Genomic DNA, 24,622 nt, shown 5'->3' on the forward strand with positions numbered 1-24,622 from the left:
CCATGACCTTTCTGGCGCTCGACATCGGTGGCACCAAGTTCGCGGCGGCACGGGTGGAGCCGGACGGAACCCTGGCCGGCGAGCAGCAGGTGCCGACGCCTGCCACCGACGTGTGGGCGGCGGCCGAAACGCTGCTGACCACGGTCGCGGGCGGGCGCCCGGTACGCCGGGTCGGCATCGCCTCGGCTGGGCCGGTCGACGTCGCGGCGGGCACCGTCGGCCCGCTCAACCTCCCCGAGTGGTGCCACGGATTCCCCCTGGTCGACGCGGTGCGCGACCTGTTCCCGGACGCCACCGTCACGCTCGCGATGGACGGGGCCTGCTGCACCCTCGCCGAGTACCGGTTCGGTGCCGGTCGCGGCACCGACAACCAGATCGGGATGATCGTCTCGACCGGTGTGGGCGGCGGGATCGTCGTGGACGGCCGGGTCGCGCACGGACGGACCGGCAACGCCGGGCACATCGGGCACGTCGTGGTGCCGGGCGCCGAGGACGTGCCCTGCGCGTGCGGCGGGTTCGGGTGCCTGGAGGCGGTCGCATCTGGCCCGTCCGCGGTCCGATGGGCGAACGAGCGGGGCTGGGCGGGGTCCACGGGCCTGGAGTTGTCGCAGGCGGCGGCTGCCGGGGACGACGTCGCCGTGGCCGCGCTGGACCGGGCGGGCTCGGCGATCGGTACCGCGATCGCGTCGGTTGCGGCCGTCCTGGACCTGGACCTGGCGGTGGTCGGCGGCGGCTTCGGACAGGCAGGGGCGCCGCTGTGGGATCCGCTGCTGGAGGCCGCCCGTCGGCACGCCGGACTGTCGTTCAGCCGCGGGCTCCGGGTCGTGCCCGCCACCCTCGGCGCCCGCGCCACCCTGATCGGCGCGGGCGTCCTCACCCTCGACTCCTGAATTTCGTTATGGTCTCGACCGAAATAGGGGCTGTTTTCGTACCCACAACTCTGTAACGTGTTCTAGTGTGCTTCTCACCACACTCAGCCTCCCCGGCCGGGACCACCCCGGCCGCGGGGACGACGGAACGAGGGCACCGTGAGCGCAACCGACGTCGCCGGCGGCGACAACCATGTAGCCGACGCCGAGGGTGACAACCACGCCGAGGTCGCGCGACCCAGCGAATCCCGCCGCGACCCGGACGAGCTCCGAGCAGCGCTGCAGACCTGGTTGAGCGGTCGCCTGCCGGACGACGCCGACCCCCACGTCGTCGAGGTGCGCCTCCCCGACGCCAACGGCATGTCCAGCGAAACCGTCCTGTTCGACGCCGAGTGGACCGAGGACGGCACCCGCCGCGTCCACGAGCTGGTCGCGCGCGTCGAGCCCGGCGCGACGTCGATGCCGATCTTCCCGAGCTACGACATGGGCACCCAGTTCGCCGTGATGAAGGCCGTCGGCGAACTGTCCGACATCCCGGTCCCGACCGCGTACTGGTTCGAACCCGACCCGGACGCCCTCGGCGCCCCCTTCTTCGTCATGGCGCGCGTCGAGGGCATCGTCCCGCCGGACGTGATGCCGTACAACTTCGGGTCGTGGCTGTCGGAGGCCACGCCCGAGCAGCGACGCACCCTGCAGGACGCGTCCGTCGGCGTCCTCGCGGCGCTGCACCGGATCCCCGACGCCGGGGAGAACTTCGCGTTCCTGCGACTGCACGATGCCGGCCCGACCGCCGAGGACGCGTTCCGCGCCCACCTCGACCGCCAGCGCGGCTACTACCGGTGGGCCACCGCCGACGGCCCCCGGTCACCGCTGATCGAGCGCGCCCTCGACTGGCTCGAGGCCAACGTCCCCGCCGACCCGTCGCCCGCCGTCCTGTGCTGGGGCGACTCCCGTATCGGCAACATCATGTTCCGCGACTTCACCCCCGTCGCCGTCCTCGACTGGGAGATGGCCGCCCTCGGACCGCGCGAGATGGACGTCGCGTGGATGGTGTTCCTGCACAGGTTCTTCGAGGACCTCGCCGCTGTCGCGGGCCTGCCCGGACTGCCCGACTTCATGCGCCGCGACGACGTCGCCGCCACCTACGCCGACCTGACCGGCCACACCGCCGAGAACCTCGACTACTACAGCGTCTACGCCGCACTGCGGCACGCGACCATCATGTTCCGCGTGCAGAGCCGGGCCATCGCGTTCGGACACGCCACACTCCCCGACGATCCCGACGACATGATCATGCACCGCAAGACCCTCGAGGACATGATCGACGGAACCTACTGGGCCGGGCTGCCGTGACGCCCGCAGCACCATCCGGGGAGGTCCGCACCTGACCGCCCGCGCACCATCCAACGACGACCTGCACGAGCCGAAATCCGCACCAGCAAGGAAGAATTGATGACCGACTACGACAAGCTCTACATCGGCGGACAGTGGACCGCGCCGTCCACCTCCGAGCGCCTCGAGGTGTTCTCCCCCGCAACCGAGGAGCGGGTCGGCAGCGTGCCGGTCGCCGCTCCCGCCGACGTCGACGCCGCCGTCGCCGCCGCCCGCGCGGCCCTCACCGGCCCGCTGGCGAGCACGACCCCGACGCAGCGCGCCCAGATCCTCTCCAATGCGGCCAAGCTCATCGAGGAACGCTCCGAGGAACTGTGCACGCTGATCTCGTCCGAGATGGGTGCGCCGCGCGCAGGCGTCGAGTTGATGCAGAAGACCCCCACGCTCGCCGCCCTGAACGCGTACGCCGGCATGGCCGAGGCGTTCCCGTGGGAAGAGGAGCGCACGGGCGTGTTCGGCACCACCAAGGTGCTGCGTGAGCCGGTCGGCGTCGTCGGCGCCGTGATCGCCTGGAACGTGCCGCTGTTCCTGATGATCAACAAGCTCGCTCCCGCCATCCTCGCCGGCTGCACGATGGTGCTCAAGCCCGCGCCGGAGACCCCGATGAGCGCGAACCTGGTCGCGGAGATCTTCGCCGAGGCCGGCCTGCCCGAGGGCGCGCTGTCCATCGTCCCCGGTGGCGCCGAGACCGGGGAGTACCTGATCTCGCACCCCGATGTCGACAAGGTGACCTTCACCGGCAGCACCGCCGTCGGACGCAAGATCGGTGCCATCGCGGCCGAGAACCTCAAGCGCTGCTCCCTGGAGCTCGGCGGCAAGTCCGCGGCGATCCTCCTGGAGGACTTCGACATCACCGCGTCGATGCCGATGCTGGTGCTGTCCGGCCTGATGAACTCGGGACAGGCCTGCGTCGGCCAGACCCGCATCCTCGCGCCGCGGTCCCGCTACGACGAGGTCGTCGAGGCGATGGTGCAGTTCGCCGGCTTCTTCCCGGTCGGCGGGCCCGACGACCCGGCCGCACAGCTCGGCCCGATCATCACCGCCAAGCAGCGCGACAAGATCCTCGGCTACATCGAGAAGGGCAAGGAGGAGGGCGCACGCCTCGTCCTCGGCGGCGGCGTCCCGGCCGGACTGGAGAAGGGCTACTTCGTCGAGCCGACGATCTTCGCCGATGTCGACAACTCGATGACCATCGCCCGCGAGGAGATCTTCGGACCGGTCCTGTCGGTGATCCCCTACGACAGCGTCGACGAGGCGATCAAGATCGCCAACGACTCCGACTACGGTCTCGCCGGATCGGTGTACACCACCGACGTCGAGAAGGGCCTCGAGGTCGCCAAGCAGATCCGGACCGGCACGTACGGAATCAACTGGTACGCCTTCGATCCCGGATCGCCGTTCGGTGGCTACAAGAACTCCGGCATCGGCCGCGAGAACGGCCCCGAGGGTATCGACGCCTACTGCGAGCTCAAGTCCATCCTGATGCCCGCGGGCTACGGCGCCTGATCATCGCCTGACAACGACACGCGCGCCGCATCCTGTCGGGTGCGGCGCGCGTTCGTCTCTGTCTGTCACATCCACCCGCGGCGGATGAACAGCATCTTCACGAGCTGGCTCACCGTGCAATATGCCACGGTGATTCCGACCAGCCACGGAAAGACGTTCCACGGCAGCGGGATCAGTCCCAGCCCGTGCCCGAGACCCGTGAACGGCAGGATCAGGCCGAACGCACCCGCGAGACCCGTCGCCACGAGGACCGGCAACGACGCCCGGGACTGGGCGAACGGAATGCGCCGCGTGCGAGCGACGTGGACGATCAGCGTCTGCGTCAGGATCGACTGGACGAACCACCCGGACTGGAACAGTGCAGCCTGCTCGGGCGTGTCGGCCGCGAACACGAACCACATCACCGCGAACGTCGCGATGTCGAAGATCGAGCTGATCGGACCGAAGGACACGACGTACCGGGCGAGACCGCGGGTGTCCCACCTCCTCGGCTTCGCCAGGAACTCGCGATCGACGCGGTCCCACGGAAGCGCGAGCATCGACAGGTCGTAGATCAGGTTCTGCACCAGCAGCATCAGTGGAAGCATCGGCAGGAACGGCAGCATCGCGCTCGCCACCAGCAGCGAGAACACGTTGCCGAAGTTCGAGCCTGCTGTCATCTTGACGTACTTGACCGTGTTCGCGAACGTGCGACGGCCTTCCACAACGCCGTGCTCGAGCACCCCGAGATCCTTCTCCAACAGGACGATGTCGGCGGACTCACGCGCGACGTCGACGGCCCCGTCCACCGAGATCCCCACGTCCGCGGCGGACAACGCAGGCACATCGTTCACACCGTCCCCGAGGTACCCGACAGCACATCCGGTTCGTCTCAGCGACTGTACGATTCGGGCCTTCTGCATCGGGTCGACCTTGACGAACACCGTCGCGTCCCGCACGAGCACGTCCAGCTCGTCGTCGCTCGCCCGTTCCACCGTGTCCCCGCCGACCCCCGTCGCGGCGTCGATCCCCGCTTGACGACAGACGGTTTCCGTGACGATCGCACTGTCCCCGGTGATCACCTTGACGTCCGTGCCACGTCCCCGGAGGCCTGCGATCGCGGACGCGGCGCAGCGCTTCGGTGGATCCAGGAACGTCAGGAACCCGACGAGGGTGAGCGCGGACTCGTCCGACGCCCTGTACTCCCTCCGGGCGTCGCCGGTGACCCGCCGGTACCTGCGGGCCACCGCGAGTATCTGCTTGCCTTCGCCACCGGCCCGCGCGACGAGGCCGTCCACGTCCGACCGGACCGCGCTGTCCAGCTCCTGGACCCGGCCGTCCAGGAGGACCGAATCACACACCGCCAGAACTTCTTCCACCGCACCCTTGGTGACGATCAGGTCCTCGCCTCCGTCCTCGACAACGACGGACACCCGGCGCCGGCGGAAGTCGAACGGGATGTGGTCCACGAACGAACGGCTACGCGCGATCCACTCCGCCATGGGCTTCCCTGCGGCGGTCGTGACGGCACGATCGATCGGATTGTGCGGGTCAGCCTGGAAATGCGCATTCACCGCTGCCAGGTGCAACGTCGTCGCGCTGCGCCGGCCCGCCGGATCCACGTGCTCGGCAAGAGTGATCCGGCCCTCGGTCAGGGTTCCGGTCTTGTCGGTGCACAGGACGTCGAGGGCGCCGAGGTCCTGAATGGCGCTGAGCCGCTTGACGATCACCTTGTGACGTGACATGTGCACCGCGCCCTTGGCGAGCGATGCGGTGACGATCAGCGGCAGCATCTCCGGCGTCAACCCGACGGCGGCGGCGACGCCGAACAGCAGTGCCTGGCTCCAGTCGGACGTGAGGCCGTTGATCACGAACACCGCGGGGACCATGACGAGCATGAATCGGATCAACAGGTGGCTGACGCGCCGCACACCCGCGTCGAAGTCCGTCACCGACCGGGCGTCGCCGAGTTCCGACGTCATCGCACCGAACCAGGTCCGCCGCCCCGTGTTCACGACCACCGCCGTCGCAGAACCCGCGACGACGGACGTCCCCATGAAGGCGAGATTGCCGGTTTCCGGTATCCGCCCCTCGTCCACGCTGACCACCAGGTCCGAGGTCTTGTCCGCAGGGGCCGATTCCCCCGTCAGGATCCCCTGATTCACCTGGAAGCCTCGCGCGCTCACCAACCGCACGTCGGCGGGGATCACGTCGCCGACGGCGAGGGAGACCACGTCACCGGGAAGCAGGTCCTCGACGGGGAGCGCGGCGATGACCACCGAGTCGCCCCGCTTCCGGGTGGTCGTCGCGGTCGCGGTGATCATCCCGTCGAGTGCCGCGACGGTCCGAACCGAACGGTGTTCCTGCCAGAACCGCAACGCGACGCTGACGACGACCATCACCGCCACCGTGACAACTCCGTCGTAGGACGGCCCGGTGTTCGGGTCGGCCCACCAGACGTCCGTCACGAACATCACCGCGCACAGGAACACGAGGATCAGGACGAAGGGATTGGTGACGGTTCTCGACAGTCGGACGAGCGCCGACGTCGATCCGTTCCGGGGAATCCGGTTCGGACCGTGCTCGTCACGGAGACGACTCACCTGGTCCGACCGCAGTCCGCGAGCGGTCGTGCCGAGGTCCGCATACACCTCACGTGGCCCACGACGGGCGGCGGCGACGAGTCGGGCGACAGCATCCGGTGCCACGAGGGAGGTCCGCGGCGGTGATGGCGTTCTCCCCGTTCGGGACAGCGTGAGCAGGGTGGTTGGTGACATGACTGTGTCCTTCTCCGCGCGCGCCCGTCACAGGTCGGGTGCGCGCAAGACAACTCCGCGACAACGACAGTCGCGTGAGTGTGCACGGCATCGTGCCGTGGGTGAGGACCGGGGCGGAGCAGCCGTGGTCAGAGTGCGGGGTGACCGCCGCCGGCCGAGATGATGCGCGTCGAGAGTCGACTGGGCGGATCGTCCACGGTGGTCACCTCCTCGGACCCCGGACACCGGCCGGTGGACCCACCGGCGCCGGGACGTCGCCGCGAACCCACGCTGTCGTGAGTTGTTTCCGCGGAACGCATTTCGTGAAACACGTCACCTCCACGTAAGAGCTTCGGCACTGCACGACGTGTCCCGTGTCCGGGAAGCCACCTGGGGTCACCCCTTAATCCGGGGAAACCTGTCCTGACCTTGGGCGTCTCTCGACGTCGTGAGGTCAGTGGCCTGTGTTCGTGCAGGAGCCTCGCCTAACGAGGTGCTGCGCCATCCAACCAACCATCGCGGCCGGACGACTGTCAAATCACGTGCCGTGGGGCACATGAGAACGCGCGCCGCACCCGGTTGGGTGCGGCGCGCGTGTCGTCGTCGACGGAGATCAGCTTCCGCTGCTGCCGCCGTCACTGCTTCCGCTGCTGCCGCCGCTGCTGCTGCCGCCGAGTGCCGCGTCACCGCCGAGCAGGGCCAGGAAGAACGGGATCGAATCCGGGTTCTCGATGACGGTGCTGCCGAGATCGAACACCCCGGCGACACTGCCGACCCCGGACGGCGCGATCACCGGTTCGACGGCGATCGCCGTGTCCTTGCCGATGCCGGCGCACGCCGCCACCACGGCGTAGACGCCGGTGGGCAGGTCGTAGACGGACTGCTGCGCCGTCCGGTCCAGCGCGGTGGTGATCAGCGGGGTGCCCTTGATGACGCCGGACCGCAAGACGTCGATCACGTCGGAGATCTTGCTCAGGTTGGCGAGCCTGTCGCTGATCTCGACGGCACGACCCGCGTCGACGAGGCCGCCCGCGCAGCCGTCGAGCAGGCCGGTGTTCGGATCGGTGAGCGACATCGTCAGGTCGCTGCCGCTCAGGTTCGCGGTGAGCTGCGGCGCCTGGGCCGTCGCCGCGGAGGCGGTGGCGGGAAGCGACAGTGCCACGGCACCTGCCGCGGCGGCCGCGACGACTGCGCCGCGGGCGAACCTCTTCTGGGTGGAACTCGACATCATTGCCCTTTCTCGGTCGTGCTGTGGTGACCGCGGCGCGTCGAGCAACTCTGCCGCGGAGGAACGGACGGAGATTCGTGCACATCCCGTTCGCGCACAGCCCTACTACATACGATCCGATGCGAACAGGACAGTGAGGCACTGTATTGGACGGTCGTCCGAATTGTGGCGGAATAGGAGCGGGCCTCACCGATCCACTCCCGACGCCGTGCGGCGACCGCCGCACCAACGCCCCGCGCACCTCCCGGCGAAAGGCGCTCGGTCTCCGTATCGTTCCGACACATGACCCACGCGGACTCCGATGCCGACCAGGAGAGCACCCTCACCGTCGTCCTCGCGTTCGTCGCGAATCTGGCCATCGCACTGGCCAAGTCGGTGGCGGCCGCACTGACCGGGTCGGCGTCGATGGTCGCGGAGGCGACGCACTCCTGGGCCGACACCGGCAACGAGGTGCTGCTGCTGATCGCGAACCGACGGTCGCGGCACGCGCCGGATCGCGCACACCCGCTCGGCTTCGGTCGCGAGGCGTACATCTGGTCGATGTTCGCGGCCCTCGGACTGTTCGCGTTGGGCGCGGGGGTGTCGATCACGCATGGCATCCAGGAGCTGTTCCACGCGGAACCCGCCACCGACTACGGCATCGCCTACGCGGTCCTCGGCATTTCGTTCGTTCTGGAGACGATCTCGTTCCGGCAGGCGTTCAAGCAGGTGCGCGGCGAGGCGGCCGCAGCGGACCGCGACCTGCTCGAGCACGCCCTGCACACCTCCGATCCGACGGTCCGCGCGGTGTTCGCGGAGGACGCCGCCGCGCTGATCGGGCTGGTGATCGCGTTCGTCGGTGTCCTCCTGCACCAGGTGACCGGATCGCCGGTGCCCGACGCGATCGGCTCGATCCTCGTCGGGATCCTGCTCGGCGTGATCGCGGTGATCCTCATCGACCGCAACCGCCGGTTCCTGGTCGGCGAGGAGGCGTCCCCACAGCTGCGGAACGCGGGCCTGCGGTCGCTGCTGGACCTGCCGGAGGTGGAGCGCGTGACGATGCTGCGGATGGAGTACCTCGGCCCACGACAGGTGTACCTCGTCGGCGCCGTCGACCTGGTCGGGGACGCCGCCGAGCACACCGTCGCCGAGCAACTCGACCGCTGCGAGCGGGCGCTCGAACGGCACCCGAACATCCGCAAGGCGGTGCTGTCGCTGTCTACCCCCGGCGACCCCGCGCTCACCCCCGAGAACGGCTGAACGTGGCGTTCATCCTGTTGGATCGAATGAACGCCACGCTCAGCCGTGGGTTGGTGGAGCCGGAAAAGCTCAGATGTACATCGCGGGGTCGATGTACGCGTTCGGGTCGACGAGCTGCTCGTGCTGTTTGACGCTGCGCGGACGCACCGCGGCCGGGATGCCCGTCGCGATCGAGTCCGCGGGCACGTCACGCGTCACGACGGCGTTCGCACCGATCGCGCTGTCGTCCCCGACCACGACCGGACCGAGCACCTTCGCGCCTGCGCCGACGGTCACCCGGTTCCCGATCGTCGGGTGCCGCTTCGTCTTCGCCAGCGACCGGCCACCGAGGGTGACGCCGTGGTAGAGCATCACGTCGTCACCGATCTCGGTGGTCTCGCCGATCACCACACCCATGCCGTGGTCGATGAAGAACCGACGGCCGATGGTCGCGCCCGGATGGATCTCGATCCCGGTCAGGAACCGGGTGAACTGGGACAGCATCCGCGCGGGACCGCGCAGCGCGGGCACCTCCCACATCCGGTGCGCGACCCGATGCGACCAGATCGCGTGCAGTCCCGAGTAGACGATCGCGTTCTCGACGTTGCTGCGCGCGGCCGGATCCTGGCCCCGCGCGGCCTGTAGGTCCTCACGGACCGTGCGCAGCATTCCCACGTCAGTCCCGGATGTGCTCGAACAGCGGAGTGGAGATGTAGCGCTCACCGAAGTCCGGAACCACCACGACGATCAGCTTGCCCGCATTCTCGGGACGCTTCGCCAGCTCCAGCGCACCCCACACGTTCGCGCCTGCGGAGATGCCGCCGAGGATGCCCTCGTCGGTGCCGAGACGACGGGAGACGTCGATCGCGTCGTCGAGCTTGACGTCGATGATCTCGTCATAGACCTCACGGTCGAGGATGTCCGGCACGAAGTTCGGGCCCAGGCCCTGGATCTTGTGCGGGCCGGGCTGGCCGCCCGTGAGGATCGGCGAGTCGGCGGGCTCGACACCCACGATCTTGACGCCGGGCTTGCGCTCCTTGAGGACCTGGCCGACGCCGGTCAGGGTGCCGCCGGTGCCGATGCCCGCGACGAAGATGTCGATCTCGCCGTTGGTGTCGGCCCAGATCTCCTCGGCGGTGGTGGCCCGGTGGATCGCCGGGTTGGCGGGGTTCGCGAACTGACGGGCGAGGATCGCGTTCGGGGTCTGCCCGACGATCTCCTCGGCCTTCTTCACCGCACCGGCCATGCCCTCGGCGCCCGGGGTGAGGACGATCTCGGCACCGTAGGCGCGCAGCATGACGCGACGCTCGGTCGACATCGTCTCCGGCATCGTCAGGATCACCTTGTAGCCGCGGGCCGCCGCGACCATCGCGAGCGCGATGCCGGTGTTGCCCGAGGTGCCCTCGACGATGGTGCCGCCGGGCTTGAGCTCACCGGACTTCTCGGCGGCGTCGATGATCGCGACACCGATGCGGTCCTTGACGCTGTTCGCCGGGTTGTAGAACTCGAGCTTGGCAACGACCTGGGCTTGCGCGCCGTCGGTGACGCGGTTCAGGCGGACGAGCGGAGTACGCCCGACCAGTTCGGTGACGTTGTTGTAGATCTGGCTCATCGCTGATCCTCTCCCCGAGCGTATACGCCGGGCGTCGCTGTTCGTTGAATGTATTCCACCACTGCCACCGAGACGGTTCCACACCGACTCCCCCCGAAACGGACGAAGGGCACTTCCGTCCGGTTGAACCGAACGAAAGTGCCCTTCAGCCTGACGGCGGGGTGACTCAGCCGAGACGCTGCTTCAGTGCCTCGAACTCGTCACGAACGCCCGAGGGAACCTTCTCGCCGAGGAACTCGAACCACTCCTCGATGAGCGGCAGCTCGGCCTTCCACTCGTCGACGTCGACCGCGAGGGCCTCGTCCACGTCGGCGGCGACCACGTCGAGGCCGTCCAGCTCGAGATCGGCCGCGGTCGGCACGTAGCCGATCGGGGTGGTCTGGGCGCCGGCCTTGTGCTCGATCCGGTCCACGATCCACTTGAGGACGCGGGAGTTCTCACCGAAACCGGGCCACAGGAAGCGGCCGTCCTCGCCACGACGGAACCAGTTCACGTAGAAGATCTTCGGCAGCTTCTCCGCGTCGGCGTTCTTGCCGAGGGTGATCCAGTGGTTGATGTAGTCACCGGCGTTGTAGCCGATGAACGGGATCATCGCCATCGGGTCACGACGGACGGAACCGACCTTGCCCTCGGCCGCAGCGGTCTGCTCGGACGACAGCGTCGCACCGAGGAAGGTGCCGTGCTGCCAGTCGAAGGACTCGCTGACCAGCGGGACCGTCGTCTTGCGGCGGCCGCCGAACAGGATCGCCGAGATCGGCACACCCTGCGGGTCGTCCCACTCGGGGGCGAGGATCGGGCACTGCGACATCGGGGTGCAGTAGCGCGAGTTCGGGTGGGCGGCCTTCTCGCCGGACTCGGGGGTCCAGTCGTTGCCCTTCCAGTCGATCAGGTGCTGCGGCTCGCCCTCGAGGCCCTCCCACCACACGTCACCGTCGTCGGTCAGCGCGACATTGGTGTACAGCGTGTTGCCGGCCTCGACCGTCTTCATCGCGTTCGGGTTCGAGCCGTGGTTGGTGCCGGGGGCGACACCGAAGAAGCCGAACTCCGGGTTCACGGCGTACAGGCGGCCGTCCTCACCGAAGCGCATCCACGCGATGTCGTCGCCGAGGGTCTCGGCGCGCCAGCCGGGGATGGTCGGCTGGATCATCGCGAGGTTCGTCTTGCCACACGCGGACGGGAACGCGGCCGCGATGTAGTAGTTCTTGTTCTCCGGCGAGATCAGCTTGAGGATGAGCATGTGCTCGGCCAGCCAGCCCTCGTCGTGGGCCATCGCAGAGGCGATGCGCAGCGAGTAGCACTTCTTGCCGAGCAGGGCGTTGCCGCCGTAGCCGGAGCCGTAGGACCAGATCTCGCGGTCCTCGGGGAAGTGGGTGATGTACTTCGTGTCGTTGCAGGGCCACGGCACGTCCTGCTGGCCCTCGGCGAGGGGCGCACCGACGGAGTGCAGCGCCTTCACGAACGGCTTGTCGGTGCCGAGCTTGTCCAGGGCGGCCTGACCCATGCGGGTCATGATGCGCATCGAGACGACGACGTACTCGGAGTCGGTGATCTCCACACCGAGCTTCGGATCGTCGGCGCCGAGCGGGCCCATGCAGAACGGCACCACGTACATGGTGCGACCGCGCATGCTGCCGCGGTACAGGTCGGTCATGATGCCGCGCATCTCGGCCGGGTCCATCCAGTTGTTGGTGGGGCCTGCGTCGATCTCGTTGCGCGAGCAGATGTAGGTGCGGGACTCGACACGCGCCACGTCGGACGGGTCGGAGTTGCCGAGGAAGGAGTTCGGCTTCTTCTCGTCGTTGAGGCGGGTGAAGGTGCCTGCCTCGACGAGCTGTGCCGTCAGGCGGTCCCACTCCTCGTCCGAACCGTCGGCGAAGACGACGCGATCGGGCTGGGTCAGCTCCGCCACCTCACGAACCCAGGCGAGGAGTTCGCCGTGCGAGGTGGGCGCGGTGTCAGTGCCAGTCAGACCTGGAATGGTCGCTGAGGTCATCAAACTCTCCCTGGGGTGTTCCGGAATCGAGTCACTGTGCCCTGTCGGACCACAGTGCACAGGGGATCACGATCGGCCCCTCTCGGTGGGGCACTACCCGCTGTTCCATCGGCCGCGTGCGAGTGGTTTCACACGGTTGACGACGACACGGGCGCCGGGTGTCCTGCATAGAGGTTAGCGCTGCGTGTCCGACTAATGGGAATCGGGTGTCGTCCGATCGGTCACAGGACCGATTCAGTGCCCACACAGCTCCGAACACGACGTCGGCGGCGGTGACCGAGGTCACCGCCGCCGAAATCCGTGTGGTGCTGTATCAGCTGATCAGGCCCTCGATGGCACCCGAGTTGATGACGTTCGCGATGGTGTCGCCGAGGATGTCGCTGACCGAACCGGTCGAGGACAGCTGGCCCTCCTCGGAGCCGAGGCCGGCGGAGTCGAGGCTTCCGAGCGTCGCCTCACCCGGGTTCGGCGCACGCATGGTGAAGCACGCCGTCAGGTTCGGCATGTTGTTGTCGACGCCGACGGTGCCGGCGACCTTGAAGCCACCGCTGGTGATCGCGGTACCGGCGGCGGCCGACGGCACCACGTAGGTGGTTTCGAGGGTCAGCGGGTTGCCCGAGTTCACGAACCATCCGGTGTGGGTGAACTTGAAGCTGTTGCCGTCCGGGATCGCGGGGACGTCCACGGTCTTCAGTCCGCCGATGGCATGGAAGACGGTGAGCTTCGCGGAGACCGGGGCGCCGAAGCCGGCGGGCGGCGTGTCGACGAGGGTGTTGACGTAGGGGTTACCGATTCCCGAGGTGGAGACGATGGTCTTGTAGGTGACCTGCGAGCCGCTGGCCGCCTCGGTCACGTTGACCGACCGGTCGTACGAGTGCTTCACACCCCAGGTTTCCAGGTTCGGGCCCTTCTCTGCGTGGCTCGACTGTGCGCACGCCGTCTGAGCAGACGCGACGCCGGTTCCGAGGCCGACGGAGACGGTCGCGCCGCCGAGGACGAGGGCGCCTGCGGCGACAGCGGCGGCAGTGCGACGCATGGGAGATCGAGACATGGAAACTCCGTTCACGATTCGGTCCGGACCCAACGCGACAACCCCTTGCGGCGAGCCCGTGCAGTCAGTTACATGTGCGCAACACGGTCACGCACCGAACCTTTATACGGACGCTCGTCCAACTGTTTGACCGTTTTCGCTGAATTGGACGCAGAACGGCCCGAAACAGCCTGCCGGCACGGTGTTCGTCCGTAGAGTTCTTCGCCGCCGCGAGATGTCCGGCAAACGAGCCCTCGACCTGGTGCGGCAACCGGGCCGATGCGTCCCCGGCGGCGGCGACCGCAGTCACCGCCGCCGGAGCCGAGTGGAGCGAAGGTCAGCTGAGCATGCCCTCGATCGCACCCGACTCGATCACGTCGACCAGAGCGTCACCGAGGATGTCGCTGACGGAACCGGTGGAGGAGAGCTGTCCCTCCTCCGAGCCGAGGCCGGTCGCGTCCGCGACGCTGAGCACCGTCTCGCCCACGTTGGGGAGGCGGACGCTGAAGCACGCGTTGAGATCGGGAAGGTCGTTGTCGATGCCGACCGTGCCGCCGACCGTGATGCCACCGTCGGTGACGGTCGAACCGGGAGTGACCGTGTTGGGCACGACGTAGGTGGTCTCCAGGACCAGCGGCTTGCCGTTGGTGACGAGCCAGCCCAGCGCGCTGGCGGAGATCTTGTAGCCGTTGCCGTCCGGGAGGGCCTCGATCGGCCCGGCGGCACCACCGTTGTACGTGAGACGCGCGGAGACCGGTGCGGCGAACCCGGTCGGGGGCACCTCCTTCAGGGAGCTGACCACCGGCAGCCCACCCTTCGACGAGACGACCGTCTTGTAGGTGACCTGCTGGCCCGCGGTCGTCTCGACGGCGTCCACCGAGCGGTCGTAGGTGTGGGTCGAGCCGATGGTCGCGAGGCTGGGGCCCTTGACCGCCTGGCTGGTCTGCGAGCAGGCCGGTGCCTCCTGGGCGCCGGCGACACCGGCGCCGAGGCCGAGGGAGGCGGACGCGCCACCGAGGACGAGGGCGCCCGCAGCAGCCGCGGCAACAACGCGACGCATGGGAGATCGGGACATGGAAACTCCGTTCAAGATTCGGTCCGGACCCGCACGGCAACAGCCCTTCGAGGTCCGTTACATGTGCGTGACCCGCTCACGCACCGCACCTTTATACGGACGCGGAATCCCCGGTCAGGCCGTTTTCGAAAAATCTCGTCACGTGAACGGTGATTCGCCCTTCGACCGGCAGACGAACCGCTGTCCGCCCACCCAGGAAGTGAACCGCCGTTCGCGGCGCGGACGACCCGGATCCGCCTACAGGCGTCCCTCGTCGACAGGCTCCCAGCGCACGGTCCCGTCCGCCTCGCGTCGCGGTTCCCACGCAGCGTAGGAACCGTCCTCCTCGATCCGGGTGATGTGGTCCACCCAACCGTCCTCGTCGAGGTCGGATGCGATGGTCATCCCGTCTGCGTCCTGGAAGACCCGGGTGTCGACGATCCCGTCGCCGTCGAGGTCTACGGTCGGTTCGACGAGCGCGAAGTCGCGGGCGTCCGGACCCTCCTCGACGGTCACCGCGTGCTCACCCCCGATCCCTGCGAGCAGCGTCTCGTCCTGCATCATCTCGGCGTCCTTCCCGACTGCTCCGGCCGGTTCGGGAAACCGGTCACTGTGGACTTGGACGCAGCGCACTGGCGGACGGTTCCGCCAGCGCGCGATCGAGAACCACGAGGTCCCGTTCGACCGCGGCGAGGCGCCCGGACGACCGGGCCGCGCTCTCCCGCAGCTCCCGGTCCACCGCGACGAGCGAGTCCTCCGTCGTCCGCACGCGGTCGCGGTGCGCCCGCTGAACGGCGTCCACGATCTCGGCCTCCGACTCCACCAGCCGGGCCAGGACGCGCCCCTCCAGCGCCGATCGGACCTGTGCTGTCGCCTCCGCCAGCCACAGCCGGAGGTGGGCGCGGTCGGCAGCGAGCCCGCGCATCCGTGTCAGCGCCCACGCCGCGACGCCGCCGACGACCAGCGGCAGCGGCAGTGCCAGCAGGTCCAGCGCGGGAATCTCGGACATCGGGGCAACGACGAGCCTGCCGAGCCCGGCGCCGGCCGAGGCACCGACCAGGATCATCATCCGGTCCTCGACACCCCGGTGCCGGGGTTGCGGATCGTCGACGGCGGGTGGCGGACGATTCGGCCCGGCCACCGGGTGGGGTGCGCCGAGCACCTCGGAGGCCAGTGCGTCGAGAGCGCGTGCGGTCGTCGCGTCCACCTCGGCGGTGAGCGACTCGATCTCGCCGCGCACGCGATCCGGGAACGCGTCCAGTGCCGACTTCCCGGACCTGTCCAGTTCGGCCCGGAGCCCGGCTGTCCCTGCGCGGACCCGGTCCGCGACGTGGTGGGTGAGATCCACTCGGGCGAGCGCCGACAGCCTCCTCAGTGCGGCCCCCGATTCGGCGCGGGGACCGTCGCGGTCGGCGACGAGGGCGGCGCGTCGCTCTCGTAGCGCGGCGGAGTCGCCGTCACGGCGCAGGTCCGCCGCCGTGGCCAGGACCAGCGTCCTGGCCCGGTCGAGTTCCGCGCGACGGTGAGGTGTCGAGCCGGTGTCCCCGAGAGCGTGGCCGACTACCGCGCACAGTTCCGGGAGGCCGCGCCCGGTCGTCGCGGACACGAGCAGGACCGGGCCCGTGACGGCACCGGGCGCGTGCACCGACAGCAGTGCGGCGTCACGGTCGGCGACCGTCGCCGCGGCGTGGTGCAGGTCGACCCGCGTCACCACCGCGATCACCGTCGACCCGCGTTCACGTGCCTCGGCGAGCAGGCCGAGCTCCTCCCGGCCGATCGGCGCCGAGGCGTCGAATGTCAGGACGGTGACCACCGTTCCCGGGTCCGCCACGCCGTCGCCGACCCGGACCCCGGACAGCAACGGCGCCAGCGCGGCGGCGAGGGCGCTGCGGCCACTGCCCGCCGGGCCGACGACCGCGACGCTCGGAGCGCCCGACCGGGGCAGCCAGCGTCGCATCACCTGATCGACTGCTCCGTGCAGGTCGGTCCCGGCTTCAGTCACCGCGCACCCACTCGCGCACGGCGTCGCGCTGGAGTGCGAGCGCGGCCCGCAGCGCGTCGGGTGAGTCGCTCGTGTTCATCCGGGCACGCCAGTACCGGGCCCGGGCCTGCGCATCGCCGGGCGGGTCCGCCAGGCCCGTCGCCTGCGCGACGAGACGGACCCCGGCATCGGTGGTCAGGAAGTCGTCGAACGCACCGGGCGCAGCATGCCGCTCGGGTCGAGCCCGTAGCCGGCCCAGCACCTCCGCGGCCCGCGCGGCCCGGACCGCGCGCACCCGGTCCTCGACTGCCTGCCGTAGACGCGGCAGCCCGATGCCCGCACCGACGGTGCTCACGGGGAGGCAGGGCGCCCGCAGAGCAGCGGAGGCGCGGGCGAGCGCGGCGTCGGGGTCGGCGAGGGTGTCGGTCTTGGCCAGCACCGGCAGCAGGCGGTCACCGGCCTCGACCGCCGCGGCCGCATCCACGTTCCTCGGCGGGTCGAGGACGACGAGCACGACGATGTCCCCGGTGAGGACCGGATCGGGGAAGCCCGGACGGTCGCGCGCCTCCGACTGGACCAGCTCGGCGCCCTCGATCCGACCGAGTGCGGCGACGATCGCGGACCTGCCGACGCCTCCGCGTCCGGTGATCTCCACGCGCACCGTGTCGAGGTGCCCGGCGGCGAGCCGCTCGGCGTGGTCGGCGGGCGGCACCGCCCGGCCATGAGCCGAATCCGTCGACACCTGTTCGCCACCCCCGCGTGTTCTTCGGTCCCCGCGCGCCTCCCCGACGCGCGTGGTGATGATGACAGTCCGACTCCGTGAACGGGAGGCAGGTCACCCCCGATGCGGGAACCATCCGAGAAAAGGCCAGGTCCCAGCCGTTCGGCGCGACCATCGGCAGCATCGAGACCAGGCGGTACGGACCCGAAACCCTCAACCCGCCCTTGAGACCCAGCTGCCGGAATCGGTGGTCATGCGTGACAATGGTCGGGTGAATGACGCCGAACCCCGGGTGGAGGGTGCCGCCGACCGCGGATCCCGCCTGTATCCCCGGGTGACCAGTTTCCGCTCCCGACGTGGCTCCCTCACCGATCCCCAGCAACAGGCCTGGGACCGGATGTGGCCCTCCATCGGCGCTGATGTGTCCGACACGCCCATCGACATCGACGGGTGGTTCGGCCGACAGGCGCCGACGATCATCGAGATCGGGTGCGGTACGGGCACGGCGACGACCGCGATGGCCCAGGCCGAGCCGCACATGAATCTGCTCGCGGTCGAGGTCTACCGCCCCGGCCTCGCCCAGCTGTTGCAGTCGGTGGAACGCGAGGGCATCACCAACATCCGCATCCTGCGCGGCGACGCGATGGACGTGCTGGAGAACATGCTCACCCCCGGGTCCCTGGTCGGTGCGCGCGTCTTCTTCCCCGACCCGTGGCCCAAGGCCCGGCACCACAAGCGGCGACTGCTGCAGCCCGCGACGTTCGCGCTGATCGCGGACCGGCTCGCAGACAACGGCGTGTTGCACGTGGCGACGGACCATGCCGAGTACGCAGAATGGATCGCCGAGGCCGGTGACGCCGAACCACGGTTGACCCGGCTCGACTGGGAGCAGTTGGCGGGCGGCTCGATCGACTCGCCGATGTCCCACGAACGCCCGGTGACGAAGTTCGAGGACAAGGCGCACCGCGTCGGGCGTCCGATCACGGAAATGATCTGGGGAAAGGCCACCGGATGAGCGTCAGCGAACGATTACCCGATTCTCTCGGGGCCGCAGGCGACGACGCCACCGAGCCCCGACAACCACGCCGGGTACTCCTGGTCTGGGACGCGCCGAACCTCGACATGGGGCTCGGCGCAATTCTGGGTGGCCGTCCCACCGCCGCATACCGGCCGCGTTTCGACGCGCTCGGACGCTGGCTGCTCGGCCGCACCGCGGAGCTGTCCGGGACGAGCGGCGTCCGGCTCGAGCCCGAGGCGACGGTGTTCACCAACATCGCGCCCGGCAGCGCCGACGTCGTCCGGCCGTGGGTCGAGGCACTGCGCAACGTCGGTTTCGCGGTGTTCGCCAAGCCCAAGATCGACGAGGACAGCGACGTCGACGCCGACATGCTCGCGCACATCGAGCAGCGTGCTCGCGGTGGCGGGCTGGCCGGTGTCATGGTCGCGTCCGCCGACGGGCAGGCGTTCCGGGAGCCGCTCGAGGACCTCGCGTCCGAAGGTGTCCCGGTGCAGGTGCTCGGGTTCCGGGAGCACGCCGCATGGGCGGTGTCCTCGGAGACGCTCGAGTTCGTCGACCTCGAGGACATTCCGGGTGTCTTCCGTGAGCCGCTGCCGCGGGTGAGCCTGGACTCGCTGCCCGACGAGGGCGCGTGGCTGCAGCCGTTCCGTCCGCTGTCCGCCCTGCTCCTCGGGCGTCAAGGAGGGCAATAGTGTTCGCGACCTGGGGTCGACTCGTCTACAACCTCCGATTCACGGTGATCGGGGTGATGGTCGCGCTCATGCTCGGCCTCGGCGCGTACGGCCTCGGGCTGGAGAAGAACCTGAGTCAGAGCGGCTGGGACGATCCGGGTTCGGAGTCCGTCGCGGCCGCGAAGCTCGCCGACGGCACGTTCGGTCGCGACACCACCGCCGACGTGGTGATCCTCTACACCGCGCCCGAGGGCAAGACCGTCGACGATCCGGCGTTCGCGTCGCAGATCACGAAGAACCTCGAAGAGGCCGTCGAGAACCATCCCGACCAGGTCCTCAAGGTCAACGGCAGCTACTGGACGACGAAGCTGCCGCAGCTGGCCGACGCCACGAAGGAACATGCGATCGCGAGTGTCGCGATCGCAGGCGCCAACGACACCGAGGTCGCGGCGAACTTCCGCGAGATCCGCGACATCTTCTACATCGACGGCATCGACGTGCAACTGGCTGGTCTGCAACCGGTGACCGGAACGCTGAACGACACGATGGCGAACGACGTCCACCGCATGGAGTTGCTCGCGATTCCCGCTGTCGGCGTCCTGCTGTTCTTCGTCTTCGGCGGTCTCGTCGCCGCTGCGCTGCCGCTGATCGTCGGCGGCCTGACGATCCTCGCCGCCAACGGCATCGTCAAGCTGTTCACCCAGTTCACCGAGGTCAACGCCTTCGTCGTGCCGGTGGTCTCGCTGATCGGCCTCGGTCTGGCGATCGACTACGGCCTGTTCATGGTCAGCCGCTTCCGCGAGGAGATCGCGGAGGGCTACGACAACAGCGACGCGGTCCGCCGCACCGTGATGACGGCCGGCCGGACGGTGGTGTTCTCCGCGACGATGGTCACGGCGAGCCTCGGTGGCCTGCTGATCTTCCCGCAGGGCTTCCTGAAGTCCGTCGCGTACGGCGCGATCGCCGCCGTCATGCTCGCGGCACTCATCTCGGTGACCGTGCTGCCCGCGATCCTCGCGATCCTCGGGCGCCGCGTCGATGCCTTCGGTCTGAAGTTCATGCGCAAGACCAAGACCGCCGAGGAGATCGAGAACAGCTTCTGGGGACGGTTGACCCAGTGGGTGATGAAGCACCCGCTCAAGGTCGCGATCCCCATCGTGATCGGCCTGCTGCTGCTGACGATCCCGATCTCGGGGATCAAGTTCGGCGGCATCAACGAGACCTACCTGCCGCCGGACAACCCCACCCGCATGGCGCAGGAGGAGTTCGACGAACTCTTCCCGAACAATCGCACCGAGCCGATCAAGCTGGTCGTGCAGGACGCGGAGGGCGCCGATCTCACGCAGATCGTCAAGACCGCGAGCGAGGCCCCCGGCCTGGTCGAGAAGTTCAGCATCAACAATCCGACGAAGGACGGGGTGACGGTCTTCAAGGCCGGCCTCGTCGACCGCAACGACTCCGAGGAGACGATCGCCTACCTCCGGTCGATGGAGGTGCCCGACGGCGCCACGGTGCTGGTCGGCGGCACGCCCGCGATCGAGCAGGACTCGATCGCGGCGCTGCTGGACAACCTTCCGTTGATGGTGACGCTCGTCGTGTTGCTGACGACGTTGCTGATGTTCCTGGCGTTCGGATCGCTGGTGCTGCCGATCAAGGCGGTGCTGATGACGGCGCTCGGCCTCGGTGCGACCCTCGGCATCCTGACGTGGATCTTCATCGACGGGCACGGCGCGAGCCTGATGAACTTCACGCCGGGACCGATCATGTCGCCGGTGCTGGTGCTGATCATGGCGATCATCTACGGCCTCTCCACCGACTACGAGGTGTTCCTGCTGTCGCGGATGGTCGAGGCCAGGGCGCAGGGCGCGAGCACGACGGAGTCGGTGCGGGTCGGCACGGCCCACACCGGCCGGATCATCACGGCGGCGGCGCTGATCCTGATCGTGGTCACGGGCGCGTTCGCGTTCTCCGAGCTGGTGATGATGAAGTACATCGCCTACGGCATGATCGCGGCCCTCGTCCTCGACGCCACCGTGATCCGGATGTTCCTGGTGCCCGCGGTGATGAAGCTCCTCGGCGACGACTGCTGGTGGGCGCCTGCCTGGATGAAGCGGATCCAGGAGCGACTCGGACTCGGTGAGCCGATCCTCGACGACGAGCGCATGCCCGACGACGTGCCGGAGATCGCGGCGGTCGGCGTTCCTGCGCCGCAGCAGCCGCAGCAGGCTTCGGGACAGCGCCCTCCGCTGACCCGGGACGCGGTCGAGCGGGTGCTGCCGCCGAGGACGGCGGCGGCGTCGCGCATCGCGGAGACGGCGGAGCCGTTGACGGGTGAGCCGATGACGGAGCCGATCCCTCAGATCGCGCCCCGTCCCGCGCCCGAACGGCAGGCCCCGCGGCCGCCGCAGGACGCTCCGAGGCCGCCGCAGGACACCGTGCGTCCTCCGGCTCGGGAGGCACAGGAGCCTCCGGTCCGGCGGCCCACGCAGCCGCAGGTGTCACCGAGGCGCAGCACCGAGCCGCCGGCCACCGAGGACCGGCCGATCGAGAGCTGGCTGTCGAGCCTGCGGATGCCGAACGGTTCGCAGTCGAACGGGCACGTGGTGGCGGATGCCCGCGGAGGCGCGAGCCCGCAGCCTCAGCAGCAGTCGCGCCCGCCGCAACCTGCGCCGGCCGGCGCACCCCAGACGCGCCAGGCCCAGCCGACCGCGCAGCAGCAGCCGCGTCAACCTCAGCAGCAGGTGCGTCCGGTCCAGCCGCAACCACCTGCCCAGCCGCAGGCACGTCCGCCGCAACCGCCGGCCGGCGCGTCGCGCCCCCAGCAGGAGCGGCAGGCACCGCCTGCGACAGCGGCGTGGCCCGCACCCACCAAGCCCGCCGAGAGCACCGACAAGCCCACGCCGAACGGCGCGTCGACCCCGCGTCGGGGCCGTCACGCCGAGGGTGCTCAGACCGTGAGCGTCAGCGAGCTGCTGGCACGTCAGCAACGGGACTGAGCGGGAAGAAACCGACGTTCGGGACGGGCCTCAGCCGAGCATTCGCTTGAGGCCCGTCCCGAACGGGTGCTTCGCAGTGACGGACGCGAACCGCACGCGCCCGCGCACGACGATGTGCAGGCCCCCGCGGTTCGGTCCGGTGCGCACCTTGTTCGTGGCGCTGCCGCCGGTGGTCTCGACGCCGTTGAGGTCGACGGTGGCCTCGTCGGGCACGACGAGGGTGACCGACCCGCAGAAGGCGTCGACCGTGATCTCCACGACCTGGCTCTCGAGCATCGCGGACGTGAAGTCGAGCGTGACGTCGGACAGCCAGTTCTCGATCTGCAGCCTCGGCGGCACCTGCCAGGGGCCCTTGCGAGTGACGCTCGACATCTTCGCCCGAATCACCGTGGGCTCCCCCGCCTGGTAGGCGGGCGCGACGGGAACGCTCTGCGGGCGGACGTGCGGCGCATGGTCCGCACCGACGACCCGGATTCCCGGCAGGTCGAACAGCACGCTGTTGAGCTCGCCTCGCGTGCGCGCCGCCAACGCGGTGTCCATCCGCTCGGTGAACTCGCCGAGCGAGAGCATGCCCTGCCCGACCGCCCGCTGCAGCAACTGACCGACGTACTCCCGCTCGGCGTCCGACACCCGAAGATCCCTGTCCTCCATGCGGACCAGGATAGGCGTCCGGCGGATCATGCTCGGGCGGCTGTGGTTCCGCTCGTGCCGCCGGCCGCGAACGCCCGCGCGTAGCGGGTGCCCACCGCCAGCAGCAGCAGTCCGACGCCGAGGAAGGCCAGCACGCGGTAACCGCCGTCGAGGGTGGCGAGGTCGAAGAGGAACAGCTTGACCAGCGCGGCTCCGGTGAGCGTCAATCCTGCGACGAGCGCGAGGCGCGCCTGCTCGGGATGCGCCAGGCCCCAGCGCAGCGTCGCGGTGGCGAGCACCATCCACACCAGCGTCGCGACGGTGTGGCCGGCGACGAATCCGGTGCCCGGGCCGAATGCCGCGACACCTGCCGTCACCACGGTCGCGGTCACGCCGTATCCGGCCACCACTCCCGCGGTGATCGTGGCGACGGCCGTGTTGTCCGCGGTGAGCAGTCCGAGCGCGCGGGCGGTCAGGGGGAACGCGACCGCCGCGACCGCCAGCAGTGCGCCCGCGACGAGGACGACGAGCGAGGCACTCGCGGCAGCCGGGTCGGTCAGGGATTCGGGCGAGGCGACCGTGAGGAACACCAGTCCGCCGAGCCCACCGAATCCCGTTGCGGCGGTGAACGCGATCCGCGATCCGGTCCGGTGCGAGACCGCGACCAGTCCGAGTGCGATCGTCAGGAGGGTGACCGGCAGGGCGTCGCCCGGCGTCCCGACGACGCCGGCCTGCAGTGCCGCCAGGGCCGCGACGGCCGACGCGGCGATCCGGGTGTGCCGGGGCAGGTTCGGCACCGCCACCAGCCAGTGTCAGGAGGCCCACCGCCGTCACCACGAGCACCGCCACCTCGGTCCACCGGGTCAGCACGGCGCCGGTGAACAGCAGTGGCACGGACGAGACCGCGAGCATCACGCTGGACGTGACGTCGTCGGCGTTGCGCCGCACGACGAGCACGGCCGAGCCGGCGCCGACGACCGCGACGGTCGCGGCCGCTGCGAGCAGGAGCGCGACGGTCGGCCGGAACCCGTCCGGCCACAATCCGACGGCCGACCACGCGGCGTCCGCCAGCACGACGAGCAGGGCGACGACCGCGGGGAGGGTTCGTGCGACGTGCAGGTACGGCCAGTCCCGCCCGAGTTCCGGGTAGACCCCGGCGATCTGGAGCACGACGAGGAAGGCGAGCAACGTGACGGTCACGCCGTCGGTGAGCACGGGCGCGAGGACCGCGATCGCGGTCGTGACCAGCGCCGCCAGTGGCTGGGACTCCCAGCGGGTCGCGAGCAGCATCCCCGCGGCGGCGACCGAGGCGGCGACGGCGAGACCGAACAGCGGCGGGAACCAACCGTAGTAGGCGGTCGCCGCGGCGACCGAGAGGAAGCCGCCCGCGAGTCCGGTGACGGCCAGCGCGATCGCGCCGACGCGGCCACCGTCACGGGTGGACACGCGAACACCCACCGCCACGAGCACAGCCGAGAGCGCCGCACCGCTCACCACTCGTGCGACGGGACCGAACAGACCCGCCTGCGCGGCGAGCACGAGCAGCATCACCACGCCGATCAGTGTGACGGCCGCGCCCGCGGCCGCGAGAACCCGGCTGACCAGGTCGTCGCGCTGCCACCACGGTTCACGTCGCGGCCGCGCGGCGGGCGGGCGTGCAGGTACCTGGTACACGGGCTGCGGGTACACGGGCTGCGCGTACGCGGGCCGCGGAAACGGGTGAACGGGCGGCATCGGGACCTGCGGCGGTGCCGTCGCAGCAACCGGAGGCTGCGGCGCAGTGGCGGCCGCGGGTGCGTGCGGCACGGGGACCTCGAGTTGCACGCGGAGCCGGGTCAGGTCTTCCGAGACGCCGCGCAGGTGCTGTCCGAGCGCAGCGAACTCCCCCGACAGTCTGGCCACGAGCTGTGGATCGATCTGTGTACCACCGGGATTCGTCATGGTTCCAGCATCGAGCTGTTCGTGCGC

The 24,622-nt window shown here is 69.6% G+C and carries 19 protein-coding genes, 1 pseudogene and 1 riboswitch; of the genes and pseudogenes, 7 read left to right on the top strand and 13 right to left on the bottom strand.

What is annotated here, in order from left to right; genetic code table 11:
- Nucleotides 1-2: 2 nt before the first annotated feature.
- The 3 genes from ACFSJG_RS19595 (at nucleotide 3) to ACFSJG_RS19605 (ending at nucleotide 3,767) form a co-directional block, all read left to right on the top strand.
- Nucleotides 3-890 carry an ROK family protein gene (locus tag ACFSJG_RS19595; protein ID WP_378486915.1) on the top strand — a complete coding sequence of 296 codons (888 nt, stop codon included), beginning with the start codon at nucleotides 3-5 and terminating at the stop codon, nucleotides 888-890.
- 138 nt (nucleotides 891-1,028) lie between these two features.
- On the top strand, nucleotides 1,029-2,222 hold the full coding sequence (locus ACFSJG_RS19600; protein WP_378486916.1) for a phosphotransferase family protein: 1,194 nt from the start codon (nucleotides 1,029-1,031) through the stop codon (nucleotides 2,220-2,222).
- A 99-nt stretch (nucleotides 2,223-2,321) separates the two neighbouring features.
- Nucleotides 2,322-3,767, top strand: coding sequence for an aldehyde dehydrogenase (locus ACFSJG_RS19605; protein ID WP_378486917.1), 1,446 nt, complete (start codon nucleotides 2,322-2,324; stop codon nucleotides 3,765-3,767).
- 65 nt (nucleotides 3,768-3,832) lie between these two features.
- Here the strand turns inward: ACFSJG_RS19605 and mgtA are convergent, their stop codons facing one another.
- Nucleotides 3,833-6,523, bottom strand: a complete 2,691-nt coding sequence (gene mgtA, locus ACFSJG_RS19610; protein ID WP_378486918.1) for a magnesium-translocating P-type ATPase — start codon at nucleotides 6,521-6,523, stop codon at nucleotides 3,833-3,835.
- 309 nt (nucleotides 6,524-6,832) lie between these two features.
- A riboswitch (M-box (ykoK) riboswitch) is annotated at nucleotides 6,833-7,002 on the bottom strand.
- 113 nt (nucleotides 7,003-7,115) lie between these two features.
- Complete coding sequence (locus ACFSJG_RS19615; RefSeq protein ID WP_378486919.1) at nucleotides 7,116-7,733, bottom strand: hypothetical protein; 618 nt, start codon at nucleotides 7,731-7,733, stop codon at nucleotides 7,116-7,118.
- Between the two features lie 279 nt (nucleotides 7,734-8,012).
- Between ACFSJG_RS19615 and ACFSJG_RS19620 the strand changes: the two genes are divergently transcribed.
- Nucleotides 8,013-8,969, top strand: a complete 957-nt coding sequence (locus tag ACFSJG_RS19620) for a cation diffusion facilitator family transporter (protein WP_378486920.1) — start codon at nucleotides 8,013-8,015, stop codon at nucleotides 8,967-8,969.
- Between the two features lie 69 nt (nucleotides 8,970-9,038).
- On the opposite strand, the gene epsC is transcribed toward ACFSJG_RS19620, so the two are convergent.
- The 8 genes from epsC to ACFSJG_RS19660 form a co-directional block, all read right to left on the bottom strand.
- Nucleotides 9,039-9,623 carry a serine O-acetyltransferase EpsC gene (epsC, locus tag ACFSJG_RS19625; protein ID WP_378486921.1) on the bottom strand — a complete coding sequence of 195 codons (585 nt, stop codon included), beginning with the start codon at nucleotides 9,621-9,623 and terminating at the stop codon, nucleotides 9,039-9,041.
- Between the two features lies 1 nt (nucleotide 9,624).
- Nucleotides 9,625-10,560, bottom strand: coding sequence for a cysteine synthase A (gene cysK / locus ACFSJG_RS19630; protein ID WP_378486922.1), 936 nt, complete (start codon nucleotides 10,558-10,560; stop codon nucleotides 9,625-9,627).
- 166 nt (nucleotides 10,561-10,726) lie between these two features.
- Complete coding sequence (locus tag ACFSJG_RS19635; RefSeq protein ID WP_378486923.1) at nucleotides 10,727-12,553, bottom strand: phosphoenolpyruvate carboxykinase (GTP); 1,827 nt, start codon at nucleotides 12,551-12,553, stop codon at nucleotides 10,727-10,729.
- A gap of 313 nt (nucleotides 12,554-12,866) precedes the next feature.
- Nucleotides 12,867-13,604 carry a hypothetical protein gene (locus ACFSJG_RS19640; protein ID WP_378486924.1) on the bottom strand — a complete coding sequence of 246 codons (738 nt, stop codon included), beginning with the start codon at nucleotides 13,602-13,604 and terminating at the stop codon, nucleotides 12,867-12,869.
- A 316-nt stretch (nucleotides 13,605-13,920) separates the two neighbouring features.
- Nucleotides 13,921-14,658 (bottom strand): hypothetical protein, encoded by a 738-nt coding sequence (locus ACFSJG_RS19645; protein ID WP_378486925.1) that lies wholly within the window; start codon nucleotides 14,656-14,658, stop codon nucleotides 13,921-13,923.
- Between the two features lie 237 nt (nucleotides 14,659-14,895).
- Nucleotides 14,896-15,201, bottom strand: coding sequence for a DUF6802 family protein (locus ACFSJG_RS19650; protein WP_378486926.1), 306 nt, complete (start codon nucleotides 15,199-15,201; stop codon nucleotides 14,896-14,898).
- 43 nt (nucleotides 15,202-15,244) lie between these two features.
- Nucleotides 15,245-16,639, bottom strand: a complete 1,395-nt coding sequence (locus tag ACFSJG_RS19655) for a hypothetical protein (protein ID WP_378486927.1) — start codon at nucleotides 16,637-16,639, stop codon at nucleotides 15,245-15,247.
- Nucleotides 16,632-17,360 carry a hypothetical protein gene (locus ACFSJG_RS19660; RefSeq protein ID WP_378486928.1) on the bottom strand — a complete coding sequence of 243 codons (729 nt, stop codon included), beginning with the start codon at nucleotides 17,358-17,360 and terminating at the stop codon, nucleotides 16,632-16,634. Before ACFSJG_RS19660 ends, ACFSJG_RS19655 begins: the two co-directional genes overlap by 8 nt.
- A 214-nt stretch (nucleotides 17,361-17,574) precedes the next feature.
- On the opposite strand from ACFSJG_RS19660, the gene trmB reads away from it, so the two are divergent.
- The 3 genes from trmB to ACFSJG_RS19675 are packed head-to-tail and all read left to right on the top strand — an operon-like array spanning nucleotide 17,575 to nucleotide 22,024.
- Nucleotides 17,575-18,354: a tRNA (guanosine(46)-N7)-methyltransferase TrmB gene (gene trmB, locus ACFSJG_RS19665; RefSeq protein WP_378487191.1), complete on the top strand. Its 780-nt coding sequence runs from the start codon at nucleotides 17,575-17,577 to the stop codon at nucleotides 18,352-18,354.
- Nucleotides 18,351-19,049, top strand: a complete 699-nt coding sequence (locus tag ACFSJG_RS19670; protein ID WP_378486929.1) for an NYN domain-containing protein — start codon at nucleotides 18,351-18,353, stop codon at nucleotides 19,047-19,049. Before trmB ends, ACFSJG_RS19670 begins: the two co-directional genes overlap by 4 nt.
- Nucleotides 19,049-22,024: an MMPL family transporter gene (locus ACFSJG_RS19675; protein ID WP_378486930.1), complete on the top strand. Its 2,976-nt coding sequence runs from the start codon at nucleotides 19,049-19,051 to the stop codon at nucleotides 22,022-22,024. Before ACFSJG_RS19670 ends, ACFSJG_RS19675 begins: the two co-directional genes overlap by 1 nt.
- 30 nt (nucleotides 22,025-22,054) lie before the next feature.
- On the opposite strand, the gene ACFSJG_RS19680 is transcribed toward ACFSJG_RS19675, so the two are convergent.
- From ACFSJG_RS19680 to ACFSJG_RS19690, 3 genes and pseudogenes are all read right to left on the bottom strand, one after another.
- A complete protein-coding gene (locus ACFSJG_RS19680; protein WP_378487192.1) occupies nucleotides 22,055-22,675 on the bottom strand; it encodes a DUF1707 SHOCT-like domain-containing protein in 621 nt (206 codons plus the stop codon).
- A gap of 26 nt (nucleotides 22,676-22,701) precedes the next feature.
- Complete coding sequence (locus ACFSJG_RS19685; RefSeq protein ID WP_378486931.1) at nucleotides 22,702-23,457, bottom strand: DUF2339 domain-containing protein; 756 nt, start codon at nucleotides 23,455-23,457, stop codon at nucleotides 22,702-22,704.
- Between the two features lie 67 nt (nucleotides 23,458-23,524).
- Nucleotides 23,525-24,595 (bottom strand): annotated as a pseudogene (locus ACFSJG_RS19690) (DUF2339 domain-containing protein); the annotation flags it as partial.
- Nucleotides 24,596-24,622: the final 27 nt, after the last annotated feature.

The sequence above is a fragment of the Rhodococcus gannanensis genome (genome assembly GCF_042681175.1).
GTDB classification, from domain to species: Bacteria; Actinomycetota; Actinomycetes; order Mycobacteriales; family Mycobacteriaceae; genus Rhodococcus_G; species Rhodococcus_G gannanensis.

Coding starts and splice junctions, on each gene's coding strand:
- ACFSJG_RS19645 (WP_378486925.1), bottom strand. CDS start 14,658: ATGTCCCGATCTCCCATGCGTCGCGTTGTTGCCGCGGCTGCTGCGGGC.
- ACFSJG_RS19605 (WP_378486917.1), top strand. CDS start 2,322: ATGACCGACTACGACAAGCTCTACATCGGCGGACAGTGGACCGCGCCG.
- ACFSJG_RS19640 (WP_378486924.1), bottom strand. CDS start 13,604: ATGTCTCGATCTCCCATGCGTCGCACTGCCGCCGCTGTCGCCGCAGGC.
- ACFSJG_RS19670 (WP_378486929.1), top strand. CDS start 18,351: ATGAGCGTCAGCGAACGATTACCCGATTCTCTCGGGGCCGCAGGCGAC.
- ACFSJG_RS19680 (WP_378487192.1), bottom strand. CDS start 22,675: ATGGAGGACAGGGATCTTCGGGTGTCGGACGCCGAGCGGGAGTACGTC.
- ACFSJG_RS19620 (WP_378486920.1), top strand. CDS start 8,013: ATGACCCACGCGGACTCCGATGCCGACCAGGAGAGCACCCTCACCGTC.
- mgtA (WP_378486918.1), bottom strand. CDS start 6,523: ATGTCACCAACCACCCTGCTCACGCTGTCCCGAACGGGGAGAACGCCA.
- cysK (WP_378486922.1), bottom strand. CDS start 10,560: ATGAGCCAGATCTACAACAACGTCACCGAACTGGTCGGGCGTACTCCG.
- ACFSJG_RS19595 (WP_378486915.1), top strand. CDS start 3: ATGACCTTTCTGGCGCTCGACATCGGTGGCACCAAGTTCGCGGCGGCA.
- ACFSJG_RS19615 (WP_378486919.1), bottom strand. CDS start 7,733: ATGATGTCGAGTTCCACCCAGAAGAGGTTCGCCCGCGGCGCAGTCGTC.
- ACFSJG_RS19635 (WP_378486923.1), bottom strand. CDS start 12,553: ATGACCTCAGCGACCATTCCAGGTCTGACTGGCACTGACACCGCGCCC.
- ACFSJG_RS19650 (WP_378486926.1), bottom strand. CDS start 15,201: ATGATGCAGGACGAGACGCTGCTCGCAGGGATCGGGGGTGAGCACGCG.